A 23,867-nucleotide genomic window follows, 5' to 3' on the forward strand; every position below is an offset into this window, starting at 1 on the left:
GGGATGACTCCGCTGACGGACACCTACGTTCCCTGCTTCGAGGTCGCGCTCGACGACTCCGAGCTCACCCGGCAGATGCGTGAGTGCGTGCTCGACATCCAGGTCGTGCGCGAGCTGAACAAGACCGGGACCCTCTCGCTCACCCTGAGCAACTGGGACGAGCTGAATCTGCGGCTGCGCTTCGACGACCCCAAGCACCTCGCCCCCGGTCAGTCGGTCGAGGTCCGGCTCGGCTACACGGGCCGACTCCGGCCGCCGGTGGTGGCCAAGGGCCAGATCACCACCGTCCAGCCGGACTTCCCGTCGGCGGGCCCGCCGACCCTGCAGATCGCCGGCCAGGACCGTACGGCCCGGATGAAGAACCGCAAGCCGCAGTCCGACGAGGAGAAGAAGCACGTGAACCTCGCCGACTGGCAGATCGCCGAGAAGATCGCCAAGCGCCACGACCTGCCGCTGGTGGCCGAGACGGAGGGCGTCGTGCACCCCGTGATGATGCAGGACAACGTGGACGACGTGGTGTTCCTGCTCAAACGGGCCCAGGACATCGACCGGGAGGTCTATGTGGCGCCGGACCCGGAGTACGGAGTGGAGAGTCTGTACTTCGTCCGTCCCGCCGACGGCCGGCCGGGCCCGTCGGCCCGCGAGACCCGCACCTTCGACCTCTGGTATTCGGTGCTGGCCCGGGGCGCCCGCTCGGGGCGTCCGGAGGAGGGTCCGGCGGCGCGGACGTCCCCGGCGCCGAACCTGATCTCGTTCCGGCCGACGCTGCGGGTGGCGAACCAGGTGGCCAAGGTGACGGTGCGGGGCTGGGATCCGCGCCGGAAGCGGGAGATCGTCGGCACCGCCACCCAGGCGGATCTCCAGGCGGAGCGCGACGCGGGGCGCAGCGGTCCGGCGGTGGCCGCCGAGGAGATGGGCGACCGTGAGGAGGTGATCGTGGACCGCCCGGTCAGCTCCGAGCAGGAGGCGCGGACGATCGCGGTGAGCGTGCTGAGCGGCAGGTCGTACGACTTCGTGACCTGCGCGGGCCAGTTGGCGGGCCTGCCCGAGCTGGTGCCGGGGGACTCGCTGCGGATCGGCGGGGTGGGCGGCAGGTTCGGCGGCTCGTACTACACGACCAAGGTCACCCACTCCTTCAACTCCTCCGGTTTCCTCACCTCGTTCGAGGCGCGGCGCACCTCCGAGGGGCGGTGACGGCGGCCATGTCGGTGATGCCGGGCGCGGTCGTGGACCGCCGCTACTTCGGAGTGATGACGGGGATCGTCGAGCGGGTGGCGGACGATCCGGAGAAGGAGTGCCGGGTGCGGCTGCGGCTGCCCTGGTTCGACGCGAGCACGATCACCGAGTGGTGCCGGGTGGCCCAGCCGTACGCGGGCAAGGGGTACGGGGCGACCTTCGTACCGGAGCCGGGCGACGAGGTGCTGGTCGCCTTCGACCAGGGCGACATGCGGTTCCCCATCGTGATCGGGTGTCTGTACAACGGCGTCGACAAACCGCCCACGCACCGCTCCGGCGGCCGGGACGAGAAGCTGCTGCGCACCAGGCACGGCCATGAGCTGGCGCTGGACGACACCTCCGGCGCGCAGGCCGTACGGCTCAGGTCCGCCGCCGGACACCGGGTCGAGCTCGACGACGCGAACAAGTCGGTGGTGGTGCGTACGGCGTCCGGCGGCAAGGTGACGGTGACCGCCGACGGGTCGGTGGAGATCAGCGCGGGTTCCGGGCCGGTGACGGTGAAGGGCGGCTCGGTGACGCTGGACGCGGCGCAGGTCTCGCTGGGCACGGGCGCGTCGGAACCGGTGCCGCTGGGGGCGCAGTTCGTGGCCTGGCTGACCGGGCACACGCACCCGGTCCTGCCCGGTGTCACGGGTTCGATGGTGCCCGCCGGGCCGCCACCGCTGTCGACGTCCGTGCGGGTGGCGCAGTGACCGGCGGCGCGGAGGACTTCCTGGGGCGGGGCTGGCGGTTCCCGCTGCTGCCTGACGCGTCGGGCCGGCTGGCGTACGCGGTCGGGGAGGACAGTGTCCGCGACTGTCTGCTGGTGCTGGTGCGCACCGCGCTGGGCGAGCGGGTGATGCGGCCCGAACTGGGCACGCGGGCACCGGAGTCGGTCTTCGCCCCCGGCAGCTCACGGGCGTTGCGGGCACTGGAGGACTCGGTGCGGGAGGCGATCCGGGACTTCGAGCCGAGGGCCGCCGTGGACGACGTGCGGGCGCGGCCCCGGCCGGGCGAGGAGTGGCGGGTGACGGTGACGGTCGCCTACCGGGTGCGGGCGACGGGCCGGCACGAGACGCTCGTCTTCCCCTACTACCTGGACGGCGGAGCGGGACTGGTCGACGGCGCGGGCGCGTTCGGTCCGGGCGGCGGCGGGGGTGGTGGGCGATGACACTCGCGCCGCTGCGGCTGGACGACCTGACCTGGGCGGGTCTGATGGAGGCGGTCCGCTCCCGGATCCCGGCGGAGTCCGGGGGCCGGTGGACCCTGCACGCCCCGGTGGATCCGGGCATGACGCTGCTGGAACTCCAGGCGCATCTGCTGGAGCAGCAGGTCTATCTGCTCGACCGGGTGCCGGACGCGGTGGTGCACGCGGTGCTGCGGCTGCTGGGCGTGCCCGGCCCGGCGCCCGCGACGGCCGCGGTCACGGTGCTCCAGGTGGTCCCGGAGACGCCGGGTGCCCGGCTGCGGCTTCGGGAGGGCGCGTCGTTCAACCGTGCGCCGGGGCGCGGCCCGGAGTTCTGCCTGGACCGCGACCTGGACGTCCTGCCGGTCTCGGTGACCGGTCTAACAGCCGACGGAGTGGACCGTACGGCTGACCTGGCGGCCGGACGCCCGGTGCCGCTGACGGGACCGTACGGCACACCCGCGCGCGTCGGCGTCCGCCTCTCGGCGAACGGTGACGGCTTCCCCGGCGGCGGCGAACTCGCCCTGCTCTTCGTGTTCGAGGACCCCGCGGGCCCCTGGGAGGGCCCCGGCACGCCGGACGGCTGGAGCGCGGGGGCCGTGCCCGACGTACCGCCACCGGCCCGGCTGTCGTGGTCCTACGGTCCCGTCGGCGCCGTCCGTGAGCTGCCGGACGGGGCGGTGGTGGACGGCACGGGCGGGCTGCGCCGGTCCGGTGTGGTCCGGCTGGCGCTGCCCGCGACACCGGCCGGGACGGAGCGGGAGCTGGTGCTGTCGGCACCCGCGGCCACGTACGCCGCTCCCCCGCGCCTGCTGCGGCTCGCCCCGAACGCCGTCCCGGCCCGGCACGCCCGGCGCGTGCGCCTCGCGGAGGGCGCGGACGGGCCCACGGCGGCCCAGTTGACCGGACGTCCGCCGCTGCCGGGCCTGGTGGTCGCGCTGCCCGGGGAAGCGGCCGGGCGGCTGATCGACGTCGGGCGTCTCACGCTGTGGGAGACGGACGACGCCGGGAACGGCCGGGAGTACGACTGGACGGCCGTGCCCGACCTGGCGTTCAGCGGTCCGCCGGACCGGGTGTTCACGGTCGACCGGGCCTTGGGCGCGCTGCGCTTCGGCGACGGGCTGACCGGACGGATCCCCCGGCCCGGGCGGGACGCGACGCGGACGGTGCTGCGGGCCGAGTACCGGCTGGGCGGCGGCCCCACCGGCAACGGCGGCGCGGATCCGGCGCCGGCCGCCGCCACCGCCGTACCGGAGGCGCTGCTGGCGTTTCCGGCGCTGGCCGGGTTCGCGCGGCGCCGCGAGGCCGAACTTCCCTCCGGGGACTGGGAGTTCACCGGGGACGCGGCCGATGTCGTACCGTCCGGCGCGCAGTGCACGGCGCGTGCCCTGGTGGCGGCGGAGGGCGGTGCCGAGGCGGAGAGCCCGACCGCCGCGCGCCGACGGGCCGCCCCGGCGCTCGCCGTGGTGTCCCGGGCGGTGACCGCCGCCGATCACGAGCGGCTGGCGCTGACCACCCCGGGGGTCGCCCTCGCCCGCGCCCACGCGCTGGTCGGCGCGCACCCCGCGCACCCGGGACGCGGTGTGCCGGGCGCCGTGACGACGCTGATCGTGCCCCGGGTGCCCCACGGCGTCACCGCGCTGCCGGTACCCGATCCGGGCGCGCTGAGCGCCGTACGGAACCGGCTGGCGGGGGCGCGGCTGCTGGGCGCCGGGGTGTTCGTGGCGGCGCCGCGCTACCGGCCGGTCCGGGTGCGCGTGACGCTGACGGCGGACACCGCACGCCGGGCGCTCGTGTCCGACGCCGTGCGCCGCCATCTCGATCCGCTCCTGGGCGGCGACGAGGGCACCGGCTGGCCGTTCGGCGGGGTACTGCGCCCGTCGGCACTGCTGCGGGTGGCCGAGCGGGCACTGACGGAGGCGGGCGACCGAACTCCGGTGGGGTCCGTGGCCGTGGCCCTGGACGAGGGCCCGTTCGAGTCCTGCGGCGACACAGAGCTGTGCCCCGGCGAACTACCGGGCCCACTGAAGGTTGCAGTGTGCGCGGAGGTCCCACAATGAAAAGGCCGGATGACAACCGCGCCCCAAAGGGGCGCGGGGAACTGCGCGACCAGCCACAAACGACCGGCACCGACGAACCGTGGTGGACGCCCGCCGGAAACACCCGCACGGCAATGCTGGACGCAGACGGCCACCCACTCCTCCTCGGCGCCACCCGGGAAGACCTGGTGGCGGCGCTGCAAAAGCGCACCCCCGGCTTCACCCCGGAGTGGACCGGCACCGGCCCCGACGACACCGGTGACGCCCTGCTGCGCCTGTTCGGCCTGATGGCCGAGGCCGTGGCGGGCCGGGTCGACCGGCTGCCCGACAAGCTGCTCGTGGAACTGCTGCGGATCGCCGGGGTCACCCCGCTGCCCGCCTCCCCGGCACAGGCGGTGCTGTGTCTGACCGCGACGGCCGCCGCCGAAGGGGGCGTCCAGGTCCCGGCGGGCTTCCAGGCCGGCGCGCCCGGCGAGGACGGCTCCGAGGTGGTGCTGGAGACGGCCGACGACATGTGGGTGTCACCCGCGGAGCTGGCGTACCTGGCGGTGGGCCGTCCCGCGACGGGCGAACTGCCGGGTCCGGTGGACGAGATCCGGCCGGGCGCAGGGGCGAGTGCCGACGGGTTCCCGCCGTTCGGGGAGCGGGCGGAGCCCGGGTCCGCGCTGTGGCTGGGGTTCACCGCGCCGGTGGCGCCCGAGGGTGGGCTGTCGCTCGCGTTCGTGGCGGCGCCGCGCCCCGGGGGTCCGGCTGCGGCGGCGCGGGGCACGGTCGCACCGCCCGGGGCGCCGCCGCCCGGCCTGCGCTGGTCCGTGCTCGATGGAGGTGTCGTGCGCGCGGCGGATGTCGTGGTGGACCGCACGAGCGGTCTCGCCGCCACCGGAACCGTGCAGTTGAGGCTGCCCGCCGGATGGCGGACCGGCCGCCCGCCGGGTGGGCCGCAGCTGCCCGAGGCCCACTGGCTGCGCGTCCGGCTCGCCACGGGCTCGTACGCCGAGGTGCCGCGGCTGGTCGCCGTACTGCCGCACGCGGTGCTGGCCGACGCGGTGCGGACCGTGCGCGAGGAGGTGCTCAGCCCCGCGCCGGCGGATCCCTCGGACCCGGACGCGGGGGCGGGCGTACGGCTGCGGGTGGCGTCGCCGCCCGTGGTGCCGGGGTCGCTGACGATCGCGGTGGCCGACGATCCCGCCGCGCCCCTCTTCCCCCTGGACGACGCACGCGGAGGGCCGGCGAGTGTGTGGCGCGAGGTGCCGGACCTGGCCCTGGCGGGGCCCGCCGACCGGGTGTTCGCGCTCGACGCGGCGTCCGGTGTGCTCACCTTCGGGGACGGAGTGCACGGGCTCGCCCTGCCGCCCGGCGTGGGCCAGGTGAAGGCACTGGCGTACCGCACCGGCGGCGGGCGGCGCGGGGCCGTGGCGCCGAAGACCGCGACCGTGCTGAGGACTGCCGTGCCGGGGGTGGCGTCGGTCACCAACCCGCTGGCCGGGTCGGGCGGGACGGACGCGGAGCGGTTCGAGGCGACCGTGCGGCGCGGCGCCGCCGAGCTGCGGACCGCCGGACGGGCCGTCACCCCCACCGACCACGCGCTGCTGGCGCTGCGCGCGCCCGGCGCCCGCGTCGCCCGCGCACACGCCGTGCCCGGACACCACCCGGACCACCCCGGCGCCCGGCTGCCCGGCATCGTCGGCGTGTACGTCGTGCCGCCCGACGAGAATCCGGACACGGCCGGGGCGCCGCTCCCCTCGGACGGCGATCTCGCGGCCGTGGCCGACCATCTGACGCGGGTCCTCGCCCCGACCGGGATCACCGTGGTGACGGCCCCGCCCCGGTACGTCCGCGTCGACGCGCGGATCGTGCTGGCGCTCGTCACCGGGGCCGACCGGGCGGCGGCGGTCCGTCGCGCGGAGGACGGACTGCGCCGTTTCCTGCACCCGCTCGACGGCGGCCCGGCGGGCGACGGCCGGCCCTTCGGCGCACCGCTCGCGCACACCGCGCTGCTGCGACGGCTGCTCGCCGACGACGCGGTGGCCGCCGTGCCTCGGCTGGCGCTGACGGTGGACGGACTGCCGGCCCCGCCCTGCGCCGACGTACCGCTGCCACCGCACGCGCTGGTCCGGGTCGGCCGGGTCACCGCGTCGGTCGACGGCGAGCGGGGGCGGTGACCCGTATGGCAACTGCACTGCTACGACCGATTCCCACCGGGCGGAGGTGCGGCCCATGACCGTCCGCGCCGAATCCCACGTCCTGCTCGACTCCGCCGGCGGATGGCGTCCGGACCCGGGTGCCGCGGCACCGCTGCCGGAGCCGGTGGTGGACGGTGCCGCGCTGGTGCTGCCGTCCGGGGCGACCGAGGCCGTGCTGGTCACCGTGCCGCTCGACAGCGGTGTCTCCCGGTGCCGTTGGCATCGGGTGCGGGTGGCCGCCGAGGTGCCGCCGGGCAGTGCGCTGGTCGTTCAGCTGGCCACCGCGGAGGAGGCCGTGGCACCGGGGCCCGACGACTGGCAGACGCTCCCCGGACCGTCGTACGACGTGCTGGTCGACCAGCCGCCGGGCCGGTTCGCCGTCGTACGGCTGCTGCTGGGGCGCGCGGACGCGACCGCGCCGGGCCCCGCCGTCCGTCAGGTGCGGCTGGACCTGCCGCGGGCCACCTCCGCCGACCTCCTGCCGGCCGTCTACCGCGAGGATCCGACGGCCGACGACTTCACCGAGCGGTTCCTCGCCCTGTTCGACTCGGTGACCGAGACCCTCGACCGGGCCACCGAACGGGCGCCCGCGCTGCTCGACCCGGCCGGGGTGCCGGACGCCGTGCTGCCCTGGATCGCGGGGCTGCTCGGCCTGGACTTCGGCCCCGACCCGGATCCGGCACCCGGCGCCAGTTGGAGCGGGGGCGACAGCAACGGCGGCCGGCCCGGCGCACCCGACGCGGGCAACGCGCAGCTGCCGCCGGCTGTGCTGCGCAGGCTCGTCGAGGCGGCCCCGGAACTGCGCCGGCGGCGCGGCACGCCGTGCGGGCTGGCCCTCGCCCTGGAGATCGTGCTGGGCGTCCGTCCGGCGATCGTGGAACCGGTCGACGCCCCCTGGGGTGCCGTGGGCCGGGACGCCCGGCTGGGCGAGGTGCGGCTGTTCGGGCGGTCGGCGGCACGGGTGCGGCTGGGCGGCCCCGCGGTCCTCGGCTCACGGCTCGCCGGACCCGCCGCGCGGGGCGGCGCGCCCCTGCGCTCGCTCGGCGATCCGGACGACGATCCGCTGACCGGCACCGCGTTCCGGTTCCGGGTGCTGCTGCCGCCGCCCCCCGGCGGCGCCGACGGGGTGCTCAGGACCGCGACCGACCTCGTCGAACGGCTCTCCCCCGCGCACACCTCGGCGGCCGTGTCCGTCGGCGGACGGGGCTTCACCGTGGGCGAGCGCAGCGCGGTGGGCGTGGACACGCTCCTCGTCGCCCCCGGGCCGTCCCCGGCGGGAGCCGCCCGCCTCGGCACGGACACCGTGCTCGGCCCGGACCGCTCGGGACGGCGTGGCATCCGGCTGGACGGCACCTCGGGGGCGGGCGTGCGCACGGTCGCGCTGGACAGCAGCAGCGAGGAACTGGTCAGCACCAGCGAGGAAAACGGCACCAGCAGAGAGGCAGGACCCCATGACGGCTCCTCCGACCGGGCGTGACAGCGCCCCCCGGGCCGGCCGGCGGCGGCTGACGTACTTTCACGGCCAGTTGCTGTCCGCGCAGGACCTCCGCCAGGAACAGGAGCAGTTCCTGGCCCGGCTGCGCCTGCACAACCTCGCCCTGCACGGCTACGGCGTGGCGTACGGCCTGTGGACGCGCCCGGTGCCGGCGCCCGCAGGCGACTGCCCCGGTCCCGGGCGGGCGGCGCCCTGGCTGGAGGTCACCGACGGGGTGGCCGTCGACCGCAACGGGGACGAGGTGATCGTGCCCTGCGGTGCGCTGCCCCGGCACGACCTGTGGCGGCTGCTCGACGAGGAGGAACGCCACCGTGCCGCGCAGGAGATCCAGGAGCGGAAGCCGGACGGGGTCACGGTCTATGTGACGATCCATCACTGCGAGGAGCCGGTCGACAGCGTCCGCGCCGTGCACACCGAGGGCTGCGACTCCCTCCCGCGCACCGCCTACGCCCACATCCGGGAGGGATTCGCGCTGCGGGCCACGACCCGGCAGCCGGAATCCGACCCCTGCGGCCCGCAGTGCCCCTGCGGGCCGGGGACCGAGCACCCGCGCCCGGGATGCGGTGACGGGCGGGTGCTCGGGCCCGGACTGCTGCTGGCCAGGGTGGAGGGCGTACGCCCGGACCGCGCGCTCGCACCGGAGCAGATCCACCCGGAGGAGCGCCGACCGCTCTCCCGGCGTCGCCCCACCGTCATCACGTCGGTCTCCTGGCAGCACGGCGGCCGGCTGACGACCCCGCAGATCCGCGCCCTGCTGGGCGATCAGGGCCTGACCGTCGCGTTCTCCCGGCCGGTGCGCACCGCGACCCTGGCCAAGGGCATCGCCGACATCTTCCAGATCACCGGCGGCCGGGGCGTGCACGGCACGGTCATGCGCCTGGAGACCGAGATCAAACCCGAGCAGGCGGACTGCGAGACCACGAAGGAGATCACCATCCGGCAGACCGACTGCGAGTACCTCAACGACAAGGACCGCGTCCACCTGGTGCTGCGCACCCCGTTCATCCTGGACGTCTGCGGCGAGCCGGTGGACGGCACCCATGTCGGCGGACTCGTCCCGCGACCCGGCGGCCCGGTCCCGCACCGGACCGGCCTGCTGCCCCCGGACGGCTCCGGCCCGCGCACCTCGGGCACGGTCACGGGCGGCGCGGGGGTGTTCGAGAGCTGGGTCTTCGTCGACAACCCCAAGAACGCCAAGGATGACGACACCAGGGGGTCCGAGCCCGACGAGACCGATGAGGTGCGGTCATGACCACCACCGGCACACGCGACTGCGGCTGCGGCTGCGGCGGCGCCTCCTCCTCCTCCTCCTCCTCCTCCGGCGGCGGCGCCCCGCCCGCTCCCGGTTTCCGGGCGGGCGGCCCGGTACGCCCGGTCTTCTTCGCGGGCCAGCTGCTCACCGAGGACGACCTCGGCGCGCTCGCCACCTGGACGGCCGGACGCGTCCGATCCCACAACCGGCTGCGGTACGTGTCGCCCGAGGGGCTCGGCGCGGTCCTGTGCGGGCTCTCCGTCGACTGCGGGACCTGCGCGCCGGGCGTCGTGCGGATCGGTCCGGGCCACGCCGTGGACGGGGCGGGCAACGACATCCCGGTGGCGTGCGCCGAGGACGTGGACGTCGTCGCCCTCGCCCGGGAGTACCGCGCCTCCGGCGGCGGCTGCCAGGACGACGAGCCCTGCCCGCCCGGCCCCGAGCGCGTCTACGGCCTGTTCCTGCGCCACGAGGAGGAGTTCGCCGAACCGGCCGCGCCCTACGACCCCGGCGACGGCTGTACGCCGGCGGGCTGTGTGCCCACCCGGGTGCGCGAGGGCCACCGCTATCTCGTGCGCCGGGTACCGGACGCTCAGGCGAGCCGGCTGTGCGCGCTGCTGCGGCGCAGGTTCGACGACCGGCGGGCGTTCCTGGAGTCCTGCCTGGGGGAGGTCCGGCCCTCCTCGCAGGAGCTCACGGAGTGGCTCACCGCCCGCCTCGACGTCAACGGCGACCTGTGCGACCGCGCTCCCCGCGAGCTGCTGTGCGAGGTCCCGTTTCGGCAGCCGGGCAACGACGTACGGCTCAACCGGCTCCGCAAGGACTCGGCGTGGCGCGCCTTCGAGGCGTATCTGCGGGCGGCCGTCCGCTCGCTGCTCGTCGTCCCCTGCCCCGACGGCTGCGCCCCGGACGTCCTGATCGCCGTGGTCACGCTGGACGGCTGCGACGTCGTACGGGCGGTGCCGGCCGGGCGGCGCGGCACGCATCTGCCGGATCCGGCGGAGGCGCAGTGGCGGCCCCGGCTGGCGGAGCTCGTCGAACGCGACGCCGGGACACCGGAGTTGCTGACGTTCGTGCTGGACCTGCTGGACGTCACCGGCTGTCAGCCGTCGCGTGACCACACCTAGCCACGAGAGGAGCGCTCGCCATGCCGGCACCCCTGCGGCCCGAGTTCCACGAGGGCCAGATCCTGGCCGCCGACGACCTGTCGGCCGTGGTCCGCTACGGCCGGGACGCCGCCGCACGTCACCAACGGCACCTGCACACCTGGGGGATCGCCTCGGGCCTGGAGGTGACGCTCCGTCCACGCGTCGGCTCCGGCTCCGACGAGTACAAGACCGTCGTGGTCGGGGCGGGGACGCTTGTCGACCCCTCGGGGCGGGAGATCGTGGTCCCCGCGCCGGTGGAACTGTCCACGCCCGGCGAGCGGTTCTCGCTGTCCTCCCCCGACGACACGGCTCCGCGTCCGCTGATGCTGATGTGGAGCGATCGGCCGGTCACCGGCGGGTCCGCCGCGTCCGCCGGTGCGTGCGCCGGGTCCGGGGCCGCCGCGCGGGCGCGGGAGGAGTTCGTCCTGGTGGTCGGCGAGCCGGGCGACGAGCTCGACCTGGCCGAGCAGGCGCCGCCCGCGCCCGACGCGGGACCCGACCGGCTGGCCGGCGGCGACCGGGGACGGGTGCTGCTGGGCTTCGTCGTCTGGGGCGGCGGCGAGGAGGGCGGGTTCACCGAGGTGCTGCCGAGCGCCAACGGGGTCGGCCGACGGTACGCGGGCGTCCTGGCGGACCGGGTGTCCGCGCGCGGCGGCACCCTCGAACTGGCGGCGGAGCCACGCCCGGTGGCCGGGAAGGTGGGCGTCCGGATCGGCGGCGCGGACGGCAGCCTGGACATCGGCCGGTTCAACGCGGCCGGTGCCCTCGCGCCCGCGCTGCGGGTCCTCGGCGACGGCAGCACCCGGGTGCTCGGCGACATGGAGGTCACCGGCGGGCTGACCGTCAGCGGCGCTGTCGACAGCCCGCTGGTCACCGGCGGTGTCCTCGTGCAGTCCGGTACCGCGAGCCACGGTGTCGTCCTGCCGCTGCCGCCGCCGGTGACGGCCGACCAGGTCGACTCGGGCGAGATCGTCCTGCATGTGCAGGTGACACCGCGGCTCCAGACGTACGGCGTCGCCGACGGGACCGCCGGCCGTGCGTCCCGGTTCGGCGCGCTGCCCGTCGTACTGCGCTGCGAGGTGGACGAGACGCGGCGGCTGGTGTGTCTGATCGCCTGGTACGGAGGCCTCGGCCCGGGCGGCGACATCAGCGGTCCGTCGGTGCTGCCGGGCACCGCCGACTACGTCGTCCTGGCCGCCCGCCCGGCCGACCCGTTCTCGTGAGGAGACAGCAGTCATGGTGAAGCCCACCGGAACCACCGTCACGGTGCTCCGGCTCACGCACACCGGTCATGTGGTCGGCGCCCTCACCCGGGCGGCCCCCGCGCCCCCGCCGGTCGTCCGGCAGCTCACGGGCGCCGCCTTCCCGCTGGCCGTACCGGGCACGTCCGGGCTCGTCCTGGCCATGGCCGGCCTCCTCACCGCGGAGGAACTGCCCGCGCCGCCCGGATTCCTGACGGCGCCCTGGCAGTGGTACGTCGACCCCGCCGAGGCGGAGCCGCAGCTGCGGCCGGTCTCGGGCGTCCCGCCCCGCGTCTCGCCGGACTCCGGGTCGCTGCGGGTCGGCTCGACGGACGACGGCGGCGCCCCCGTCCTCGCCCTGGTGCATCCGTCGGCCCACTGGGGCGCCGGCACCTCCCCCCGGTTCCATGTCCCCGCCGCCCTCGACGCGAACGGCACGGCCTTGCTGGGCAACGGCGCGGTCGGGGCGGAGGACGAGTTCATGGTCTTCGTCCGGGGACGGCCGGTGAGCGTGACCTACCACGTCGAGATCGGCTGACCAGGACGAGAGGCGGACGGGCATGACCAGGTTTCCCACCGGTCCGGTGCCCGGGGACGGTGATCTCCTCGCCGCTCTGGGCGGCTGCACCGTGCTCGACTGCCGGGTGCGCGTGGTCAGGGCGGGCGGCTGGAGCTGGGGACCCGATCCGGCGGCGCTGGCCCGGGGCGCGATCGCCCTGCTGCCCGGGATCGTGGCGGCGCACCTGGCCGGAGCGCTCGACGGCAGCGGCGCGTCGCTCCTGCCGGGGGCACCCGGGCAGGCCCTTCCTGACGCCTGGTCCGCGCCTCCGGACCGGGAGTTGACCGAGCCCGTCCGCATCAGGTCGACGGTCACCCTCGCCGAACTGCTCCGGGCCGCCGCCGAGCCGATGCCCCCGGGCGACGCCGCCGTGGCCCCGCCGGATGCGGGCGGTGCCGATGTGCGGTGCGTGGATCCCGGCGGTGCGCCCCCGTTCATGGAGGGCCTCGTCGGGGCCGACGTCCCGCCCGGCCGGGGAGACGGCCCGGTGTCCGCCGAGCACGACCATGACCGGGTGCTGGTCGGGCTGCTCGCCGAGGCAGCCGCCTGCGGCGCGCTGGACGCCGTACTGGCCGGACTGCCGCACGGCACACTCCTGCTGCTGGTACGCGCCCTCGACGCGGCGGGCAGCCGTACGACGTCGGAGGCGCCGGCGTCTGGCACGGCGTCGCCCGCCGGTCCCGCCGCACCCGGGGATGCGAACGGAGAACCGGCCGGAGCCGTCGGCCTCACCAGCGCCGTCCTGGCGGCGTTGCGCCGCGCGTCGTCCGACGGAAGGAACGTCACGGACACCGATCCCGGCGCCGGACCCGATCCGGACCCCGCCGCGTCCGCGTTCCGGTCCCCTGGCGGTCCGCCGCTTCCCCGCCGCCCCGCACCTGGACGTCCCCGCCCCTTCGGCCCCGGGCCCGGACCGGTGTCCGGCACGGTCGTGGAGGTCGAACACGCGCTCCCCTTCCTCCTGTTGCCGCCGCTGCACGACCGCGGCTGGGCGGCGGCGCTGGCCGCGGTGCTCGCCGGCGGTGGCGCGCCGGACGAGGACGCGGTGGCCCTCGCCGCGTGTCTGGCGCGGAAGGTGCTGCCGCCGCCGGCGCACGGCTGGCTGCGGACTCCGGAGGAGGTCCGCTCCGTCGCGGTCTTCGCGGGAGCGGGAGCGGTCGTGGCCGGTCGTGGTGTCCCGGATTTCTCGGTCGCGGATCTCGAACGCCGGGTGGGCCCGCTGCTGCCGCTGCTCGACGCGCGGCTCGGGCTTCAGACCGCCCGGGGGCACACCCCCGGCAGCCCGGTGCTGCTGCACGCGGTGGCGCCGGACCGGCTGCTCCTGCTGGACGTCGACGGCCTGTACCCGATGGTGGAGGCGCGACGGCCGGCGGATCTGCTGCGACCCTGGGAACTCGCCGGCCGGCCGCTCGTCCTGCTGCCCACGGTGGCCGGCGGGCTGACGTCCGCTCTGGACATCCTCGGCATCCGCTTCGTGACCGATGTGCCGCCGGTCCGGGGCGAGCGGCTGAGCCGGGTGCCCGGCCCGCGCCGCTGCTGGACCAACTCCCCCTCCCCCGACGCGGTCGTCGGGGCCGCGCGGCGGCTGGCCCGCGAGGCTCCCCGTGCCGCCCGGTTCGCCCAGGAACTGGTCGAGCTGCGGCCCGCCGACCGCGCCGGCCGGGCAACGGCGGTCGAGTGCGCCACGACGCTGGCCGCCGGGGTGGGCCTGGCCGACCTCGCCTGGAAACTCTGGTCCGAACGGGAGGCGCCCGACCCCGTGACCGCCCTCGAACGCTTCGGCGGCCTGAGCGCCAGGGTGACGTTCCACGACGGCACGGTCGAGATCCGGCTGCCGCTGGGCCCCCGCCATGCCGACCTCTACCGCCACCGGCTGCTCGCCGACGTACCGGACGTTCCCTGGTTCGGCGGGCGGACCGTCGTCTTCACCGGAGGATGAGATGGAGACCCGACGATCCGCGGCAGCGACCGCTCATCTGACGCTGCGTTACGGCGCCGTCCACCGCGCGCTGCGCGCCGCCGCCGAACGGCGGGCGGAGCGGTCCGCCCGGCTCGCCGGGGTGGAGCTGTCGCCGTACTGCGTGACCGACCAGCAGGCCGCGCTGCTCCTCGACCTCACCGACCCGGCCGCCGTGGCGCCGCCCTCGCCCTCGCCCGCCGTACCGGAACCGGCGGCCGAGGAGGAACTCCGGTGCCGGGCCGCCGCCGAGGGGATCACGCTGCCGCTCGACGCGCTCGTGCGGGCCGCCGGTCTGGACTCCTTCGAGTGCGACGCGCTGCTGCTGTGTCTCGCCCCGGCGCTGGCGCCCGAACACGCCCTGCTCTTCGGCTATCTCGTGGACGACCTCGACCAGCGGCGCCCCACCGCCGAGCTGATCCTCACCGTCCTGGCACCGACACCGGCCGAGCGGTACGCACGGCTGCCCGCGCTGGGCCCGTACGGGCGACTGCGCCGGTTCGGGCTGCTGGTGGAGGAGGGGGCGTGGGATGCCTCGGGGGCGGACCTGCTGCGTCCGTTGTCCGTCCGCCCGGAGCTGCCCGGCTTCCTGCTGCACGGCGCCGGCGATCCCGGGCTGCTCGCCCATGACCCGGGCCGGGTCGCGCCGCCGTGTCCCCCGCTGCTCGACGGGCCCACGCGGGAACGGGCCGGGCGGCTGGGCACGCATCTCACATCCCGCCCCGACGGTGTCGTCGCGTTGTGGGGGCTGCCCGAGGGCGGACGCTACGACGCCGCGTGGGCCGTGGCGGAGGAAGCGGGGCTGACGCTGCGGCAGGCGGACACGGACCTGGACTGTTGCCCCACCCCCGACGCCGTACGGGCCGGCCTGGGCCGGTCCCTGGGCGCGGCGGCGGCTCTCGGCACCGCGCTGTGGCTGTCCACGGACCCGTTCCACGCTCCCGAGGCGCAGTGGGCCGCGGCGGTCGTCACCGACCTCCTCGCGCGCTCCGGGGTTCCGGTCGTCCTCACCGGCCGGACGCCGTGGCGCCCACTGCCCCTGCTGGCCACGGGCCGCTACGCGGAGGAGACCACGGCCGAGCCCGGCTACCGGGAGCGCCGGGAGTCGTGGAGCGCGGCCACCGCGGGCGCCGGGATCGCTCCTTCGGTCCTCGACGACCTGGCGGCGCGTTTCCGGCTGCCGCCCGGCCAGTTGAGGTCGGCGGTGCGGTTCGCCGGATCCGGGGGGCTGCCGTTGGAGGCGGCGGTGCCCCGGGTGCTGGCGTCTGCGCCGGGCCGCTCGGCCGAGGTGCGTACGCCGGCCCGGAGCACGGAGGATCTGGTGCTGCCCGGGGAACAGGCGCGCCAGATCGCCGAGTTGGCCGCGGCGTTCCGGGCCTGGCCGCGGGTCTCGCAGGAGTGGGGGTTCGGCGGACGGCACGGCGGGCCCGGTCTGAAGGCGCTGTTCACGGGTGAACCCGGCACCGGCAAGACCCTGGCGGCCGAGGTGGTCGCCGGCACGCTCGGCGTCGACCTGATCCGGGTCGACCTGGCGCGGACCGTCTCCAAGTGGGTCGGCGAGACCGAGAAGAACCTCGACGAGGCGTTCACCCATGCCGAGGCCGCGGGGGCGCTGCTCCTCTTCGACGAGGCGGACGCCGTGTTCGGCAGGCGGGGCACGGTCCAGCGGGGCACCGACCGCTACGCCAACATGGAGGTCGGCTATCTCCTGCAACGGCTGGAACGCAGCCCGGCGTTGGTGGTGCTCACCACCAACCTGCAGGGCAACCTGGACGAGGCGTTCACCCGCCGCTTCCAGTTCGTCGTGCACTTCACCCGGCCCGGCGAGCGCGAGCGGATCCGGCTGTGGCACGCGGCCTTCCCCGACAGCGCTCCCCTGGACCCCGAGGTGAGCCTCGCGGGTCTCGGGCGGCTCGATCTCACCGGCGCGGGCATCATGGCGGTGGCCCGGGGCGCGGCGCTGCTCGCGGCGGAGCGGGGCAGCGCGGTCATCGGCCGCGAGCAGCTCTCCGAGGCGATCACCCGGCAGTTCCGGCAGGAGTCTCGGCTGCCCCGGTCCGGTGAGGTGGAGTTGGCGCTGGGCGCGCCGGCCTTCACGGTGACCAACCGGGAGTGGGTATGAGCGGGCCGCCGTCCTCCAGCACCCCGTCGCCGCCACCGGCTGTGACGCAGGCGGGCGCCGGGTCCGCCCGTCCGGCGCCGGGCAAGCTGAAGGCGTGGCGGCGGCGTCCGGTACAGGGGGTGGGCCGGGCGGCAGCGGGGGCGACGGGGGCCGTTGGGGCGGATATCGGCGCCTCGCGGGAGGTACGTACAGCAGCCGCAGGCGCCGGTACCTCGCGGGAGGTACGCACGGCAGCCGCAGGCACCGGTGTCTCCCGGCAGGGCCGTACCGCCGCGGGCGGATCAGGCGTCCAAGGCGCCGCGTCCGCCTCGGGGTTGTCGTCCCGGCGCCCGGGCCGGGCTCGGCCCGCCGTCGGGAACGCCGCGACCGCAGCGCTGGCTGTCCGGGGCGCGGGGCCGTCGGCGGAACAGGGCACCGGTGGTGGCGGACGGGCCGTCGGAGCGAAGGCGACGGCGTCACCGGGGCTGCGCCGGATCGCCGCGCACGTCGCGGCGGGCAAGCGCGCCCTGGTCCGCCACCCCGCGCCCGACGCGGAGGCAGCCGCCGCCCAGCGCGCCGCCGTGGCGCCGGCGGGTGAGCGGGCGGCGTTCGCGGGGCAGGACCAGGCCGCGGCCATCGCCTCGGCGGAGGCGAAGCCGTTCGCCCGCGCCGAGTTCGTCGCGAAGTTCGAGCAGCGCATCATGGCGGAGCAGCCCGAGACCGAGGCGAAGGCGAAGGAACTCGCCGACCCGTCGCGTCCGGACACCCTCACGCCTCAGCTGTCCGGCGAGGCACGGACCGCCGCCGACACCTCTGCGGGCGAGCTGCGGGCGACCGCGGCGGCACCGCCGGACGCCGCGCGGATGCCCGAGTGTCCGCCCGTACCGCTGACGCCGGACCGTCCGCCGCCCGTACCCGCCCCGCCCGCCGCCTCGGACGCGGTGCCGCCGCCGTTGCCGGCCAAGGCGCTCGACGTCTCGGCGAACGTGCGCGGAACGACGACGGAGCTGAGCCGGGCGGGACTGACGGACGAGACTCTCTCCCGGGCGAACGAACCGGCGTTCTCCACGGCCCTGCAGGCCAAGCGGACCGCGGAGCGGGACTCGGCCGCCGCGCCCGCCGCGCTGCGGGCCAAGGAGGCCGAGCAGCGGGCCGCGGCCGAGCGCAGCGCCGCGGTACTGGGCGGTGCGGCGATGAAGGCCATGGCGGGCGCACGGGCCGCCGCGGGCACGTCGGTGACGGGTGGCAAGCAGACGGTGCAGGCCCGGACGGAGGCCCGGCGCGCCGAGATCACGGCCCGGCTGACCGGGATCTACGAGGACACCAAGCAGGCCGTCGAGGCCCTGCTCAAGGGTCTCGACGACACGGTCCGCACGCTGTTCGAGGGGCGGGCGGTTCCGGCCCGGACGCGGTTCCTCGCGGCCTGCGAGAAGACCTGGCTGAACTGGTTCACCGGTGGTCCCGACTACAAGGCGCACGCGGCCGTCTACACCGCCGAGATCCGGGGCGCGGTGGACGCGGTCGCCGACGTGGTGGAGAAGCGGATCAACGAGGCCCGGCAGAAGGCGGCCGACGGCCGGCGCAGCATGGCCGCGTACGTCGCGGGGCTCGAGAAGGGGATGCGGGAGTTCGGGGAGCGTACGGCGGCCGGGTTCGCCGAGCGGTTCGACGCGCTGGAGGCGTCCGTCGACGAGAAGGCCGACGGGCTCGTCGAAGTGCTCGCCGACTGCTACACGCAGGCGCAGGAGGCGACGGACGCGGCGCTGGCCGAGGTGAAGGAGGCCAACAAGGGGCTGTGGGAACGGGCCCGGGACGCCGTCGTCGGCGCGGTGAAGGTCCTGCTCGATCTCAAGAACCTGCTGCTGGGTGTGGTGAAACGGGCGGCCGGGGTGGCGGACCGGATCGTGACGAACCCGATCGGCTTCCTGCGCAACCTGGGGGCTTCGGTCAAGGCCGGGCTGATGGGGTTCCTCGCGAACATCGGCACGCATTTCAAGGCGGCCCTGAAGGACTGGCTGTTCGGGTCGCTCGCGCAGGCGGGTGTGGAGTTGCCGGAGCAGTGGGATCTGCGCGGTGTGGTGAAGCTGGTGCTGTCCCTGCTGGGGATCAGCTGGGCGTTCATCCGCGCGGAACTGCTGAAGCACATGCCCGAGTCGGTTCTCCACACGGTGAGTGGCGCGGTCAAGGTGATCGGGATCGTCCGGGACAAGGGCGTCGGCGGCCTGTGGGAGGAAATCCGCGACAAGGTCGGCGATCTGAAGCAGCAGGCCTTCGACATGCTGAGGCAGTTCGTCGTCGACACCGTCCTGAAGGCGGGCGTCAACTGGCTGCTGTCGCTGATCACTCCGGCCGGCGCACTGGTCAAGGCCGTCATGGCCGTCTACGACTTCCTCACCTTCCTGGTGGAGAAGGCCCGCGCCCTGGCCGAATTCGTCAACGGCATCCTCGACACCCTGGAGGAGATCTGCAACGGCGTCTCCCAGAAGGTCGCCACAAAGATCGAGACGTCCCTGGCCCGAACCCTCCCCCTCGCCATCGACCTGCTGGCCCGCGTGCTGAAACTGGGCGCGATCCCGGCGAAGATCAAGGCGGTCCTGGAGAAGATCGGCACCCCGGTCAGAGGCTTCGTCTCCAAGATGATCGCCAAGGCGGCGGCCTTCGGGAAGAAACTTCTGGCGGGCGGCAGGAGGGCGTTCGGGAAACTCGTCGGGAAGGCGGACCGGCGCACACGGCAGGAGAAGCAGCGCGACCTCTCGAAAGGCGTCGGCGCCGCAGTCGATGCCGTCAACGCGCTCAAGGAGTCCGACCTGGGTGCCAAGGCGATCGGCCCGGTGCTGGCCGCTATCCAGCTTCGCTACCGCATGGCCTCGTTGAAAGCGGCCCCGGAGGACGGCACGTGGTACGTCGAAGGTGTCGTCAACCCGGAGAAGAGGGCGAAGACCAGGCGGAAGGTGTCGTTCGAACTCGACATCGAGACGAACAGGACGGGCGCGATGTCGGCAAGGCTCACCGCGACCTGGTTTTCCCTCAATCCGCCGAAGGACCTCACAGCGAAGATCGAGGCACTCGAAGACGCGAGCAGGAGAGGGAAACTGATCACGACGAAGCCTGAGCGCAATCCCAGCAAGACGCAGTCGTTCCGCAGGAAGCTGGAAGAGAAGTACAAGGGCAACAAGACCGAGCTGCGGAAGCTCGAGAAGCAGGACGTGGACCATCCCGTCGAGCTGCAACTCGGCGGCAAGGACGACATCCGCGTGATGACCATGCTGGACAGAAGGGTCAATCGTGTCTTCGGCAGCCGTATCCATCACGCCATCAAGCACCTGGCCCTCGGGACCAAGATCAAAATGATCTTCAAACGGCGAAGGAAATGAACCCTCTCTTACAGCCCCCGCCGCGCCAGCTCACTCCGTGACCGCACGCCCAGTTTCCGGTACACGTTCCCCAGATGGAATTCCACGGTCTTCGTGCTGAGGAACAGTGCCGCGGCTGCTTCCTTGTTGGTGGCGCCGCCCGCGACCAGGGCGGCGATGCGGGTTTCCTGTTCGGTGAGTCGGCCGCAGGCCTCGTCGCGGCCGGTGCGGGTGCCGGTCGCGCGGAGTTCGCTGTGGGTGGCCTCCTCCCAGGGCACCGCACCCAGGGCGGCGAACACGGCACGGGCCTCGTCGAGGCCGGCGCGGGCCTCCGCGGTGCGGCCGGTGCGGCGCAGCCACTGTCCGTGGCAGAGCAGCGTCCGTGCCTGTTCGAAGACGACGGCGCCCCGCGCATGCCACTCCAGCGCCTCGTGGAAGGCCGCCTCCACGGCGCCCGGCGCGCTCGCCCCGTCGGCCTCCAGGAGTTGGGCTCGACAGCGGGCGCTGACGGCGAGGGCCCAGGACGGTCCGCCGCGCCGCATCTCCGCGTCGAAGCGGGCGTGTTCGGCGTACGCCTCGGCGCTACGCCCGCTGCGCAGATACGCCTCGACGAGGTTCGCCGCCCACGGCGCCACCGACGGGTCCTCGATGCCCGCCGCGTGTGCGAGTGCGCCGGCCCGCTCGTAACCGGCCACCGCCTCCTGGTACTTGCCCGCCCCCAGCGCCAGCAGGCCCTCGGTGACGGCGATCTGGCCCCGGACGAGTTCGAGGCCGTGCACCTGTGCCACGCCGGCGGCGCGGGACAGCACGGCCCGGCACTCCGCGACCCGCCCCTGCGCGGCCTCCAGCCGGCCGAGCGCGACCAGACTCTGGGCGAGGAGGGCGGTGTCCCGCCGCTGTTCGGCGAGCGCGACGGCCTCCTCGGCATCGGCCCGCGCGCCGTACCAGTCACCGGTCCACAGCCGGATCCAGGCCCGACACCCCAGAGCCCCACCCCGCAAACCACCGACGGCACCACCCTCGACTCCACTCACCCCACCAAACCGCCCGAACTCCCCCAGCACACTGCCCCCTTGTTCCGCTCCGGGCATCCCAGCCACCCCCGGTGTCTCCTCAAGCACCCTGGCCAGCAAGGCGCATGCCGCCTCGTACTCCTCCAGCCGGCCCAGTACCTCGGCCCGTCCCACCAGCACGCCCGGTGTTTCGCCGGCCGACTCCGCGAGCAGCAGTTCGCGGGCCTGGCCGCGTTCGCCGCGCAGGGCGAGTACCTGGGCGAGTTGGACGGCCGCCGCCTCGGCGAGGTCGGAGCCGCCCAGGCGGGTGAGGCGGTAGGCCTGCCAGGCGCTGCCGAGCGCGGCCCGGCTGTCGGCCGCGTGGACGGCGGAGTCGACCGCTTCGAGCAGGAGCCGGGCCGCCCGGTCCGGTTCGCAGCCGGTGAGCGGCCCCGCCGCGTCCCGCAGTGCCCGGTGGGCGGTGCGTGGGTGGGCGGTCGTGCCGCGCCGGCGGGCCTGGATGACGGCCAGTTCACGGCGGAGTTCGGGCGCGCCGGCGAGTGCCGTGGCCCTGCCCAGGAGGATCGGTACGGCCTCCTCCGCTCCGGCGCGCTGCCGGACGTGCGCGGCCTGGCACAGCAGCCGGGCGGCGTGGTCGCGGTCGTCGGCGAACCCCGCCGCGCGTTCGTAGAGTTCGGCGGCCAGGTCCGGGGCGGTGCGTTCGGCCTCGGCCGCCGCGGCCTCGACGGCCCGTGCGAGGGTCCCGTCCGGGCCCGGTCCCGCGGCGAGGGCCCGGTGGCGGGCGGCGGCGGGGTCGGTCAGTACCTGCGCGAGGGCCTGGTGGACGCCGCGCCTGCGGGACGTACAGGCGTCGTGGCGGGCGACGAGGCGCAGCCGGCGGTCGGCGAAGGCCACGCGTCCGGCGCGGACGTCGATGACGCCCTGTTCCTCGGCGGGCAGCAGGGCGTCGGGGGCGTGCCCGAGCAGTGCCAGGGCGCGCTGGAGTGCGTCGGCCGGGAGGTCGCCCGCGGTGGCGGGGACCAGCAGGGCGTTCCGGGTGGCGGGCGGAAGGCGGACGAGCCGGGGGAGGTGGGCGTCGCGCAGCCGTTCGCCGGGGACGAGCGGGTCGTCGAGCAGCTGGCTCCCGGAGCACTGGGCGGAGGTGAGGGCGGCGGGCAGTTCGGTGAGGGCGAGCGGGTTGCCCTCGGCGACGGCGAGGAGCCGGTCGGCGACATGTCCGGCGAGGGGATGCGGGGCGGACCGTCCGAGCAGGGTGCGGGCGTCGGCCGGGTCCAGTGGACCGAGCCGGAGTTGCGGTACGCCCGTCGCGGCGGGGCGCAGCGGCGGTGGGGCGCCGGTGCGGTCCGCCTCCACCGTGAGGAGCAGGGCGATGGGCTCGTCGGCCAGGCGTCGGGCGACGAAGAGCAGCGCCTCCAGGGACGGCCGGTCGACGAGGTGCGCGTCGTCGACCGCGAGCAGCAGGGGCCGTACGGCGGCGGCCGTGGCGAGCAGGCCGAGCAGCGCGGCGCCCAGGGCGAGTCCGGTGTCCTCGGGGCGGTGCAGTCCGGTGGCCAGGAGCCGGTCCAGCAGGTCACGTTGGGTGACGGGGAGGTGGGGCAGGGCGGCGCGGTGCGCCCGGACCACCTGGTGCAGACCCGCGTAGCGCAGCCCCGACTCGGCCTCGGTGCCGGTGATATGCACGGTGCGCGGGGTGGGATCCGGGGTATCCAGGGTCAGGGCGCCGCGCAGCAGGGTGGTCCGGCCGACTCCCGGCTCACCGGCAACGCACAGGGCACCACCTTGTCCTGACACCGCGTCACGCAGCAGTCGGACCAGTACCGCTGTCTCCGCGATCCTCCCCAGCACACCGCGCGCGACGCCCCGGCGCAGCAAACGCGACGCCCCCGCGTTTCCGGTGCCGCTTCCCCCCTTTGTGCCAGTTTGGCACGCGACTACTCCAAGCAACCGTGCGGAGCCGGAAATTCACCCGTTCTCGGTCCGGGGCCCCCGCCGCCGCGTCACCTTCTCCTTCTACAGTGCGCGCATGGAGATCAGATGCTCGCAGTGCCAGGGCTTCGACCTGGAACCCGGATTCGTCGAGGACTCGGGCGACCACTCGCGCGGTTTCGCGCGGTGGATACCGGGACCGCTGAAGCTGGGCCCCATGGGCGGCGCCAAGCGCTTCGGCCGGCCCCGCTTCCGCATCGACGCGTTCCGCTGCCGCAAGTGCGGCCACCTCGAACTCTTCGCTCCCCAAGAGGTCTGACGGACTCCGGTCCGCCTCCGCTCAGGACGGTTCCGCGGCGCCCCGGACTCGTGCCAGCACGTCCCGGATCATGTCGGCGCTGATGGTGAAGTGGTCCCGGGCGATTCTCTCGGCCCGCTCGGGTTCACCGGCCTCGATGGCCTCGTACAGGGCCTTGTGGTCGTGGCTGCCCCGGTGGAAGTGGGTCCGCTCGCCCTTGCCCCAGGGCTCGACGGGGAAGCCGAGGCTGATCCGCGCCAGCAGGTCCCGGCTGAGCATGACGATCTGCGGATTGCCCGTGGCGGCGCAGACTGCCTGGTGGAAGGCGCTGTCCGCGGTCTGTTCGTCGCGTGGGGTACGGGACGCGAGGTAGGCCGTCAGGGCGTCCCGCATGGGTTCGAGGTCGCGGGGGCGGCGGCGCCGGGCCGCCGTCGCGGCCACCATGCCCTCCACGAGCCCTCGCAGGTCGAAGAGCTGCTCGAACTCCTCCCAGCGGGGCAGCAGGGTGTGCCGGACCGCCGCCGCCGAGGACTCGGTCCAGCTGTCGCGGACGTAGGCGCCGCCGCTGCGGCCACGGCGGATCTCGACGACGCCCACGGCCTGCAGCCGGGCGATCGCCTCGCGCACGGTGGGTCGGCTGACCCCCAGCAGCCGGATCAGCTCACGCTCGGCCGGCAGCCGCTCCCCCGGCAGGAAGTCCCCGACGGCGATCGCGGTGAGCAGCCGGTCGGAGACCTCGTCGACCGCGGACGCGACGCGCACCGGGCGCAGCTCCGGCGAGGGCGCACCGCTGAGGAGGACTCGGTCGAGCACCCGGGAGAACTCGCCCGCCGGTTCGGGTGCCTCGGGTACGGATGTCAGCTGAGTCCCCCTTGATAGCCGCTTCTGTTAACGCGCGGGG

General features: G+C 75.2%; 16 protein-coding genes. 14 read left to right on the forward strand and 2 right to left on the reverse strand.

What is annotated here, in order from left to right; translation table 11 throughout:
- The first annotated feature begins 3 nt into the window (after positions 1-3).
- From ACFPIH_RS25570 to ACFPIH_RS25630, 13 genes are read left to right on the forward strand one after another with little or no spacing between them, the layout of a single operon-like run.
- On the forward strand, positions 4-1,194 hold the full coding sequence (locus tag ACFPIH_RS25570; protein ID WP_381167187.1) for a phage late control D family protein: 1,191 nt from the start codon (positions 4-6) through the stop codon (positions 1,192-1,194).
- An 8-nt stretch (positions 1,195-1,202) separates the two neighbouring features.
- Positions 1,203-1,928: a phage baseplate assembly protein V gene (locus ACFPIH_RS25575; protein WP_381167189.1), complete on the forward strand. Its 726-nt coding sequence runs from the start codon at positions 1,203-1,205 to the stop codon at positions 1,926-1,928.
- Positions 1,925-2,386, forward strand: coding sequence for a GPW/gp25 family protein (locus ACFPIH_RS25580; protein ID WP_381167191.1), 462 nt, complete (start codon positions 1,925-1,927; stop codon positions 2,384-2,386). Before ACFPIH_RS25575 ends, ACFPIH_RS25580 begins: the two co-directional genes overlap by 4 nt.
- Positions 2,383-4,461: a baseplate J/gp47 family protein gene (locus ACFPIH_RS25585; protein ID WP_381167193.1), complete on the forward strand. Its 2,079-nt coding sequence runs from the start codon at positions 2,383-2,385 to the stop codon at positions 4,459-4,461. Before ACFPIH_RS25580 ends, ACFPIH_RS25585 begins: the two co-directional genes overlap by 4 nt.
- Positions 4,458-6,602, forward strand: coding sequence for a putative baseplate assembly protein (locus ACFPIH_RS25590; protein WP_381167195.1), 2,145 nt, complete (start codon positions 4,458-4,460; stop codon positions 6,600-6,602). Before ACFPIH_RS25585 ends, ACFPIH_RS25590 begins: the two co-directional genes overlap by 4 nt.
- Before the next feature lie 55 nt (positions 6,603-6,657).
- Positions 6,658-8,100 carry a hypothetical protein gene (locus ACFPIH_RS25595; protein WP_381167197.1) on the forward strand — a complete coding sequence of 481 codons (1,443 nt, stop codon included), beginning with the start codon at positions 6,658-6,660 and terminating at the stop codon, positions 8,098-8,100.
- On the forward strand, positions 8,075-9,370 hold the full coding sequence (locus ACFPIH_RS25600) for a hypothetical protein (RefSeq protein WP_381167199.1): 1,296 nt from the start codon (positions 8,075-8,077) through the stop codon (positions 9,368-9,370). The genes ACFPIH_RS25595 and ACFPIH_RS25600 overlap by 26 nt, the downstream gene beginning before the upstream one ends.
- A complete protein-coding gene (locus tag ACFPIH_RS25605) occupies positions 9,367-10,497 on the forward strand; it encodes a hypothetical protein (RefSeq protein WP_381167200.1) in 1,131 nt (376 codons plus the stop codon). Before ACFPIH_RS25600 ends, ACFPIH_RS25605 begins: the two co-directional genes overlap by 4 nt.
- 20 nt (positions 10,498-10,517) lie before the next feature.
- Entirely contained in the window at positions 10,518-11,741 is a 1,224-nt protein-coding gene (locus tag ACFPIH_RS25610; RefSeq protein WP_381167202.1) for a hypothetical protein, read from the forward strand.
- A 13-nt stretch (positions 11,742-11,754) separates the two neighbouring features.
- A complete protein-coding gene (locus ACFPIH_RS25615) occupies positions 11,755-12,297 on the forward strand; it encodes a hypothetical protein (RefSeq protein WP_381167204.1) in 543 nt (180 codons plus the stop codon).
- 22 nt (positions 12,298-12,319) lie between these two features.
- A complete protein-coding gene (locus ACFPIH_RS25620) occupies positions 12,320-14,257 on the forward strand; it encodes a hypothetical protein (RefSeq protein WP_381167206.1) in 1,938 nt (645 codons plus the stop codon).
- A gap of 1 nt (position 14,258) precedes the next feature.
- Positions 14,259-16,397, forward strand: a complete 2,139-nt coding sequence (locus ACFPIH_RS25625) for an ATP-binding protein (RefSeq protein WP_381167208.1) — start codon at positions 14,259-14,261, stop codon at positions 16,395-16,397.
- Positions 16,394-19,750, forward strand: a complete 3,357-nt coding sequence (locus ACFPIH_RS25630) for a phage tail family protein (RefSeq protein ID WP_381167210.1) — start codon at positions 16,394-16,396, stop codon at positions 19,748-19,750. Before ACFPIH_RS25625 ends, ACFPIH_RS25630 begins: the two co-directional genes overlap by 4 nt.
- 8 nt (positions 19,751-19,758) lie before the next feature.
- On the opposite strand, the gene ACFPIH_RS25635 is transcribed toward ACFPIH_RS25630, so the two are convergent.
- The gene (locus ACFPIH_RS25635; RefSeq protein WP_381167211.1) at positions 19,759-22,614 is read right to left on the reverse strand and encodes a LuxR C-terminal-related transcriptional regulator; all 2,856 of its coding nucleotides are present in this window, start codon (positions 22,612-22,614) and stop codon (positions 19,759-19,761) included.
- 151 nt (positions 22,615-22,765) lie between these two features.
- Here ACFPIH_RS25635 and ACFPIH_RS25640 point away from each other — a divergent pair, with 151 nt between their 5' ends.
- Positions 22,766-22,987: a hypothetical protein gene (locus tag ACFPIH_RS25640; protein ID WP_381167213.1), complete on the forward strand. Its 222-nt coding sequence runs from the start codon at positions 22,766-22,768 to the stop codon at positions 22,985-22,987.
- 21 nt (positions 22,988-23,008) lie between these two features.
- Here ACFPIH_RS25640 and ACFPIH_RS25645 read toward each other — a convergent pair whose 3' ends face one another.
- Positions 23,009-23,779, reverse strand: a complete 771-nt coding sequence (locus ACFPIH_RS25645; RefSeq protein ID WP_381167215.1) for a FadR/GntR family transcriptional regulator — start codon at positions 23,777-23,779, stop codon at positions 23,009-23,011.
- Positions 23,780-23,867: the final 88 nt, after the last annotated feature.

The sequence above is a fragment of the Streptomyces vulcanius genome (genome assembly GCF_042653945.1).
In the GTDB taxonomy this organism is placed as follows: domain Bacteria; phylum Actinomycetota; class Actinomycetes; order Streptomycetales; family Streptomycetaceae; genus Streptomyces; species Streptomyces mangrovi.

Bases quoted from the DNA above. Each gene is read 5' to 3' on its own strand.
- ACFPIH_RS25600 (WP_381167199.1), top strand. From the start codon at position 8,075: ATGACGGCTCCTCCGACCGGGCGTGACAGCGCCCCCCGGGCCGGCCGG.
- ACFPIH_RS25630 (WP_381167210.1), top strand. From the start codon at position 16,394: ATGAGCGGGCCGCCGTCCTCCAGCACCCCGTCGCCGCCACCGGCTGTG.
- ACFPIH_RS25585 (WP_381167193.1), top strand. From the start codon at position 2,383: ATGACACTCGCGCCGCTGCGGCTGGACGACCTGACCTGGGCGGGTCTG.
- ACFPIH_RS25575 (WP_381167189.1), top strand. From the start codon at position 1,203: ATGTCGGTGATGCCGGGCGCGGTCGTGGACCGCCGCTACTTCGGAGTG.
- ACFPIH_RS25615 (WP_381167204.1), top strand. From the start codon at position 11,755: ATGGTGAAGCCCACCGGAACCACCGTCACGGTGCTCCGGCTCACGCAC.
- ACFPIH_RS25610 (WP_381167202.1), top strand. From the start codon at position 10,518: ATGCCGGCACCCCTGCGGCCCGAGTTCCACGAGGGCCAGATCCTGGCC.
- ACFPIH_RS25570 (WP_381167187.1), top strand. From the start codon at position 4: ATGACTCCGCTGACGGACACCTACGTTCCCTGCTTCGAGGTCGCGCTC.
- ACFPIH_RS25625 (WP_381167208.1), top strand. From the start codon at position 14,259: ATGGAGACCCGACGATCCGCGGCAGCGACCGCTCATCTGACGCTGCGT.
- ACFPIH_RS25590 (WP_381167195.1), top strand. From the start codon at position 4,458: ATGAAAAGGCCGGATGACAACCGCGCCCCAAAGGGGCGCGGGGAACTG.
- ACFPIH_RS25595 (WP_381167197.1), top strand. From the start codon at position 6,658: ATGACCGTCCGCGCCGAATCCCACGTCCTGCTCGACTCCGCCGGCGGA.
- ACFPIH_RS25640 (WP_381167213.1), top strand. From the start codon at position 22,766: ATGGAGATCAGATGCTCGCAGTGCCAGGGCTTCGACCTGGAACCCGGA.
- ACFPIH_RS25605 (WP_381167200.1), top strand. From the start codon at position 9,367: ATGACCACCACCGGCACACGCGACTGCGGCTGCGGCTGCGGCGGCGCC.
- ACFPIH_RS25620 (WP_381167206.1), top strand. From the start codon at position 12,320: ATGACCAGGTTTCCCACCGGTCCGGTGCCCGGGGACGGTGATCTCCTC.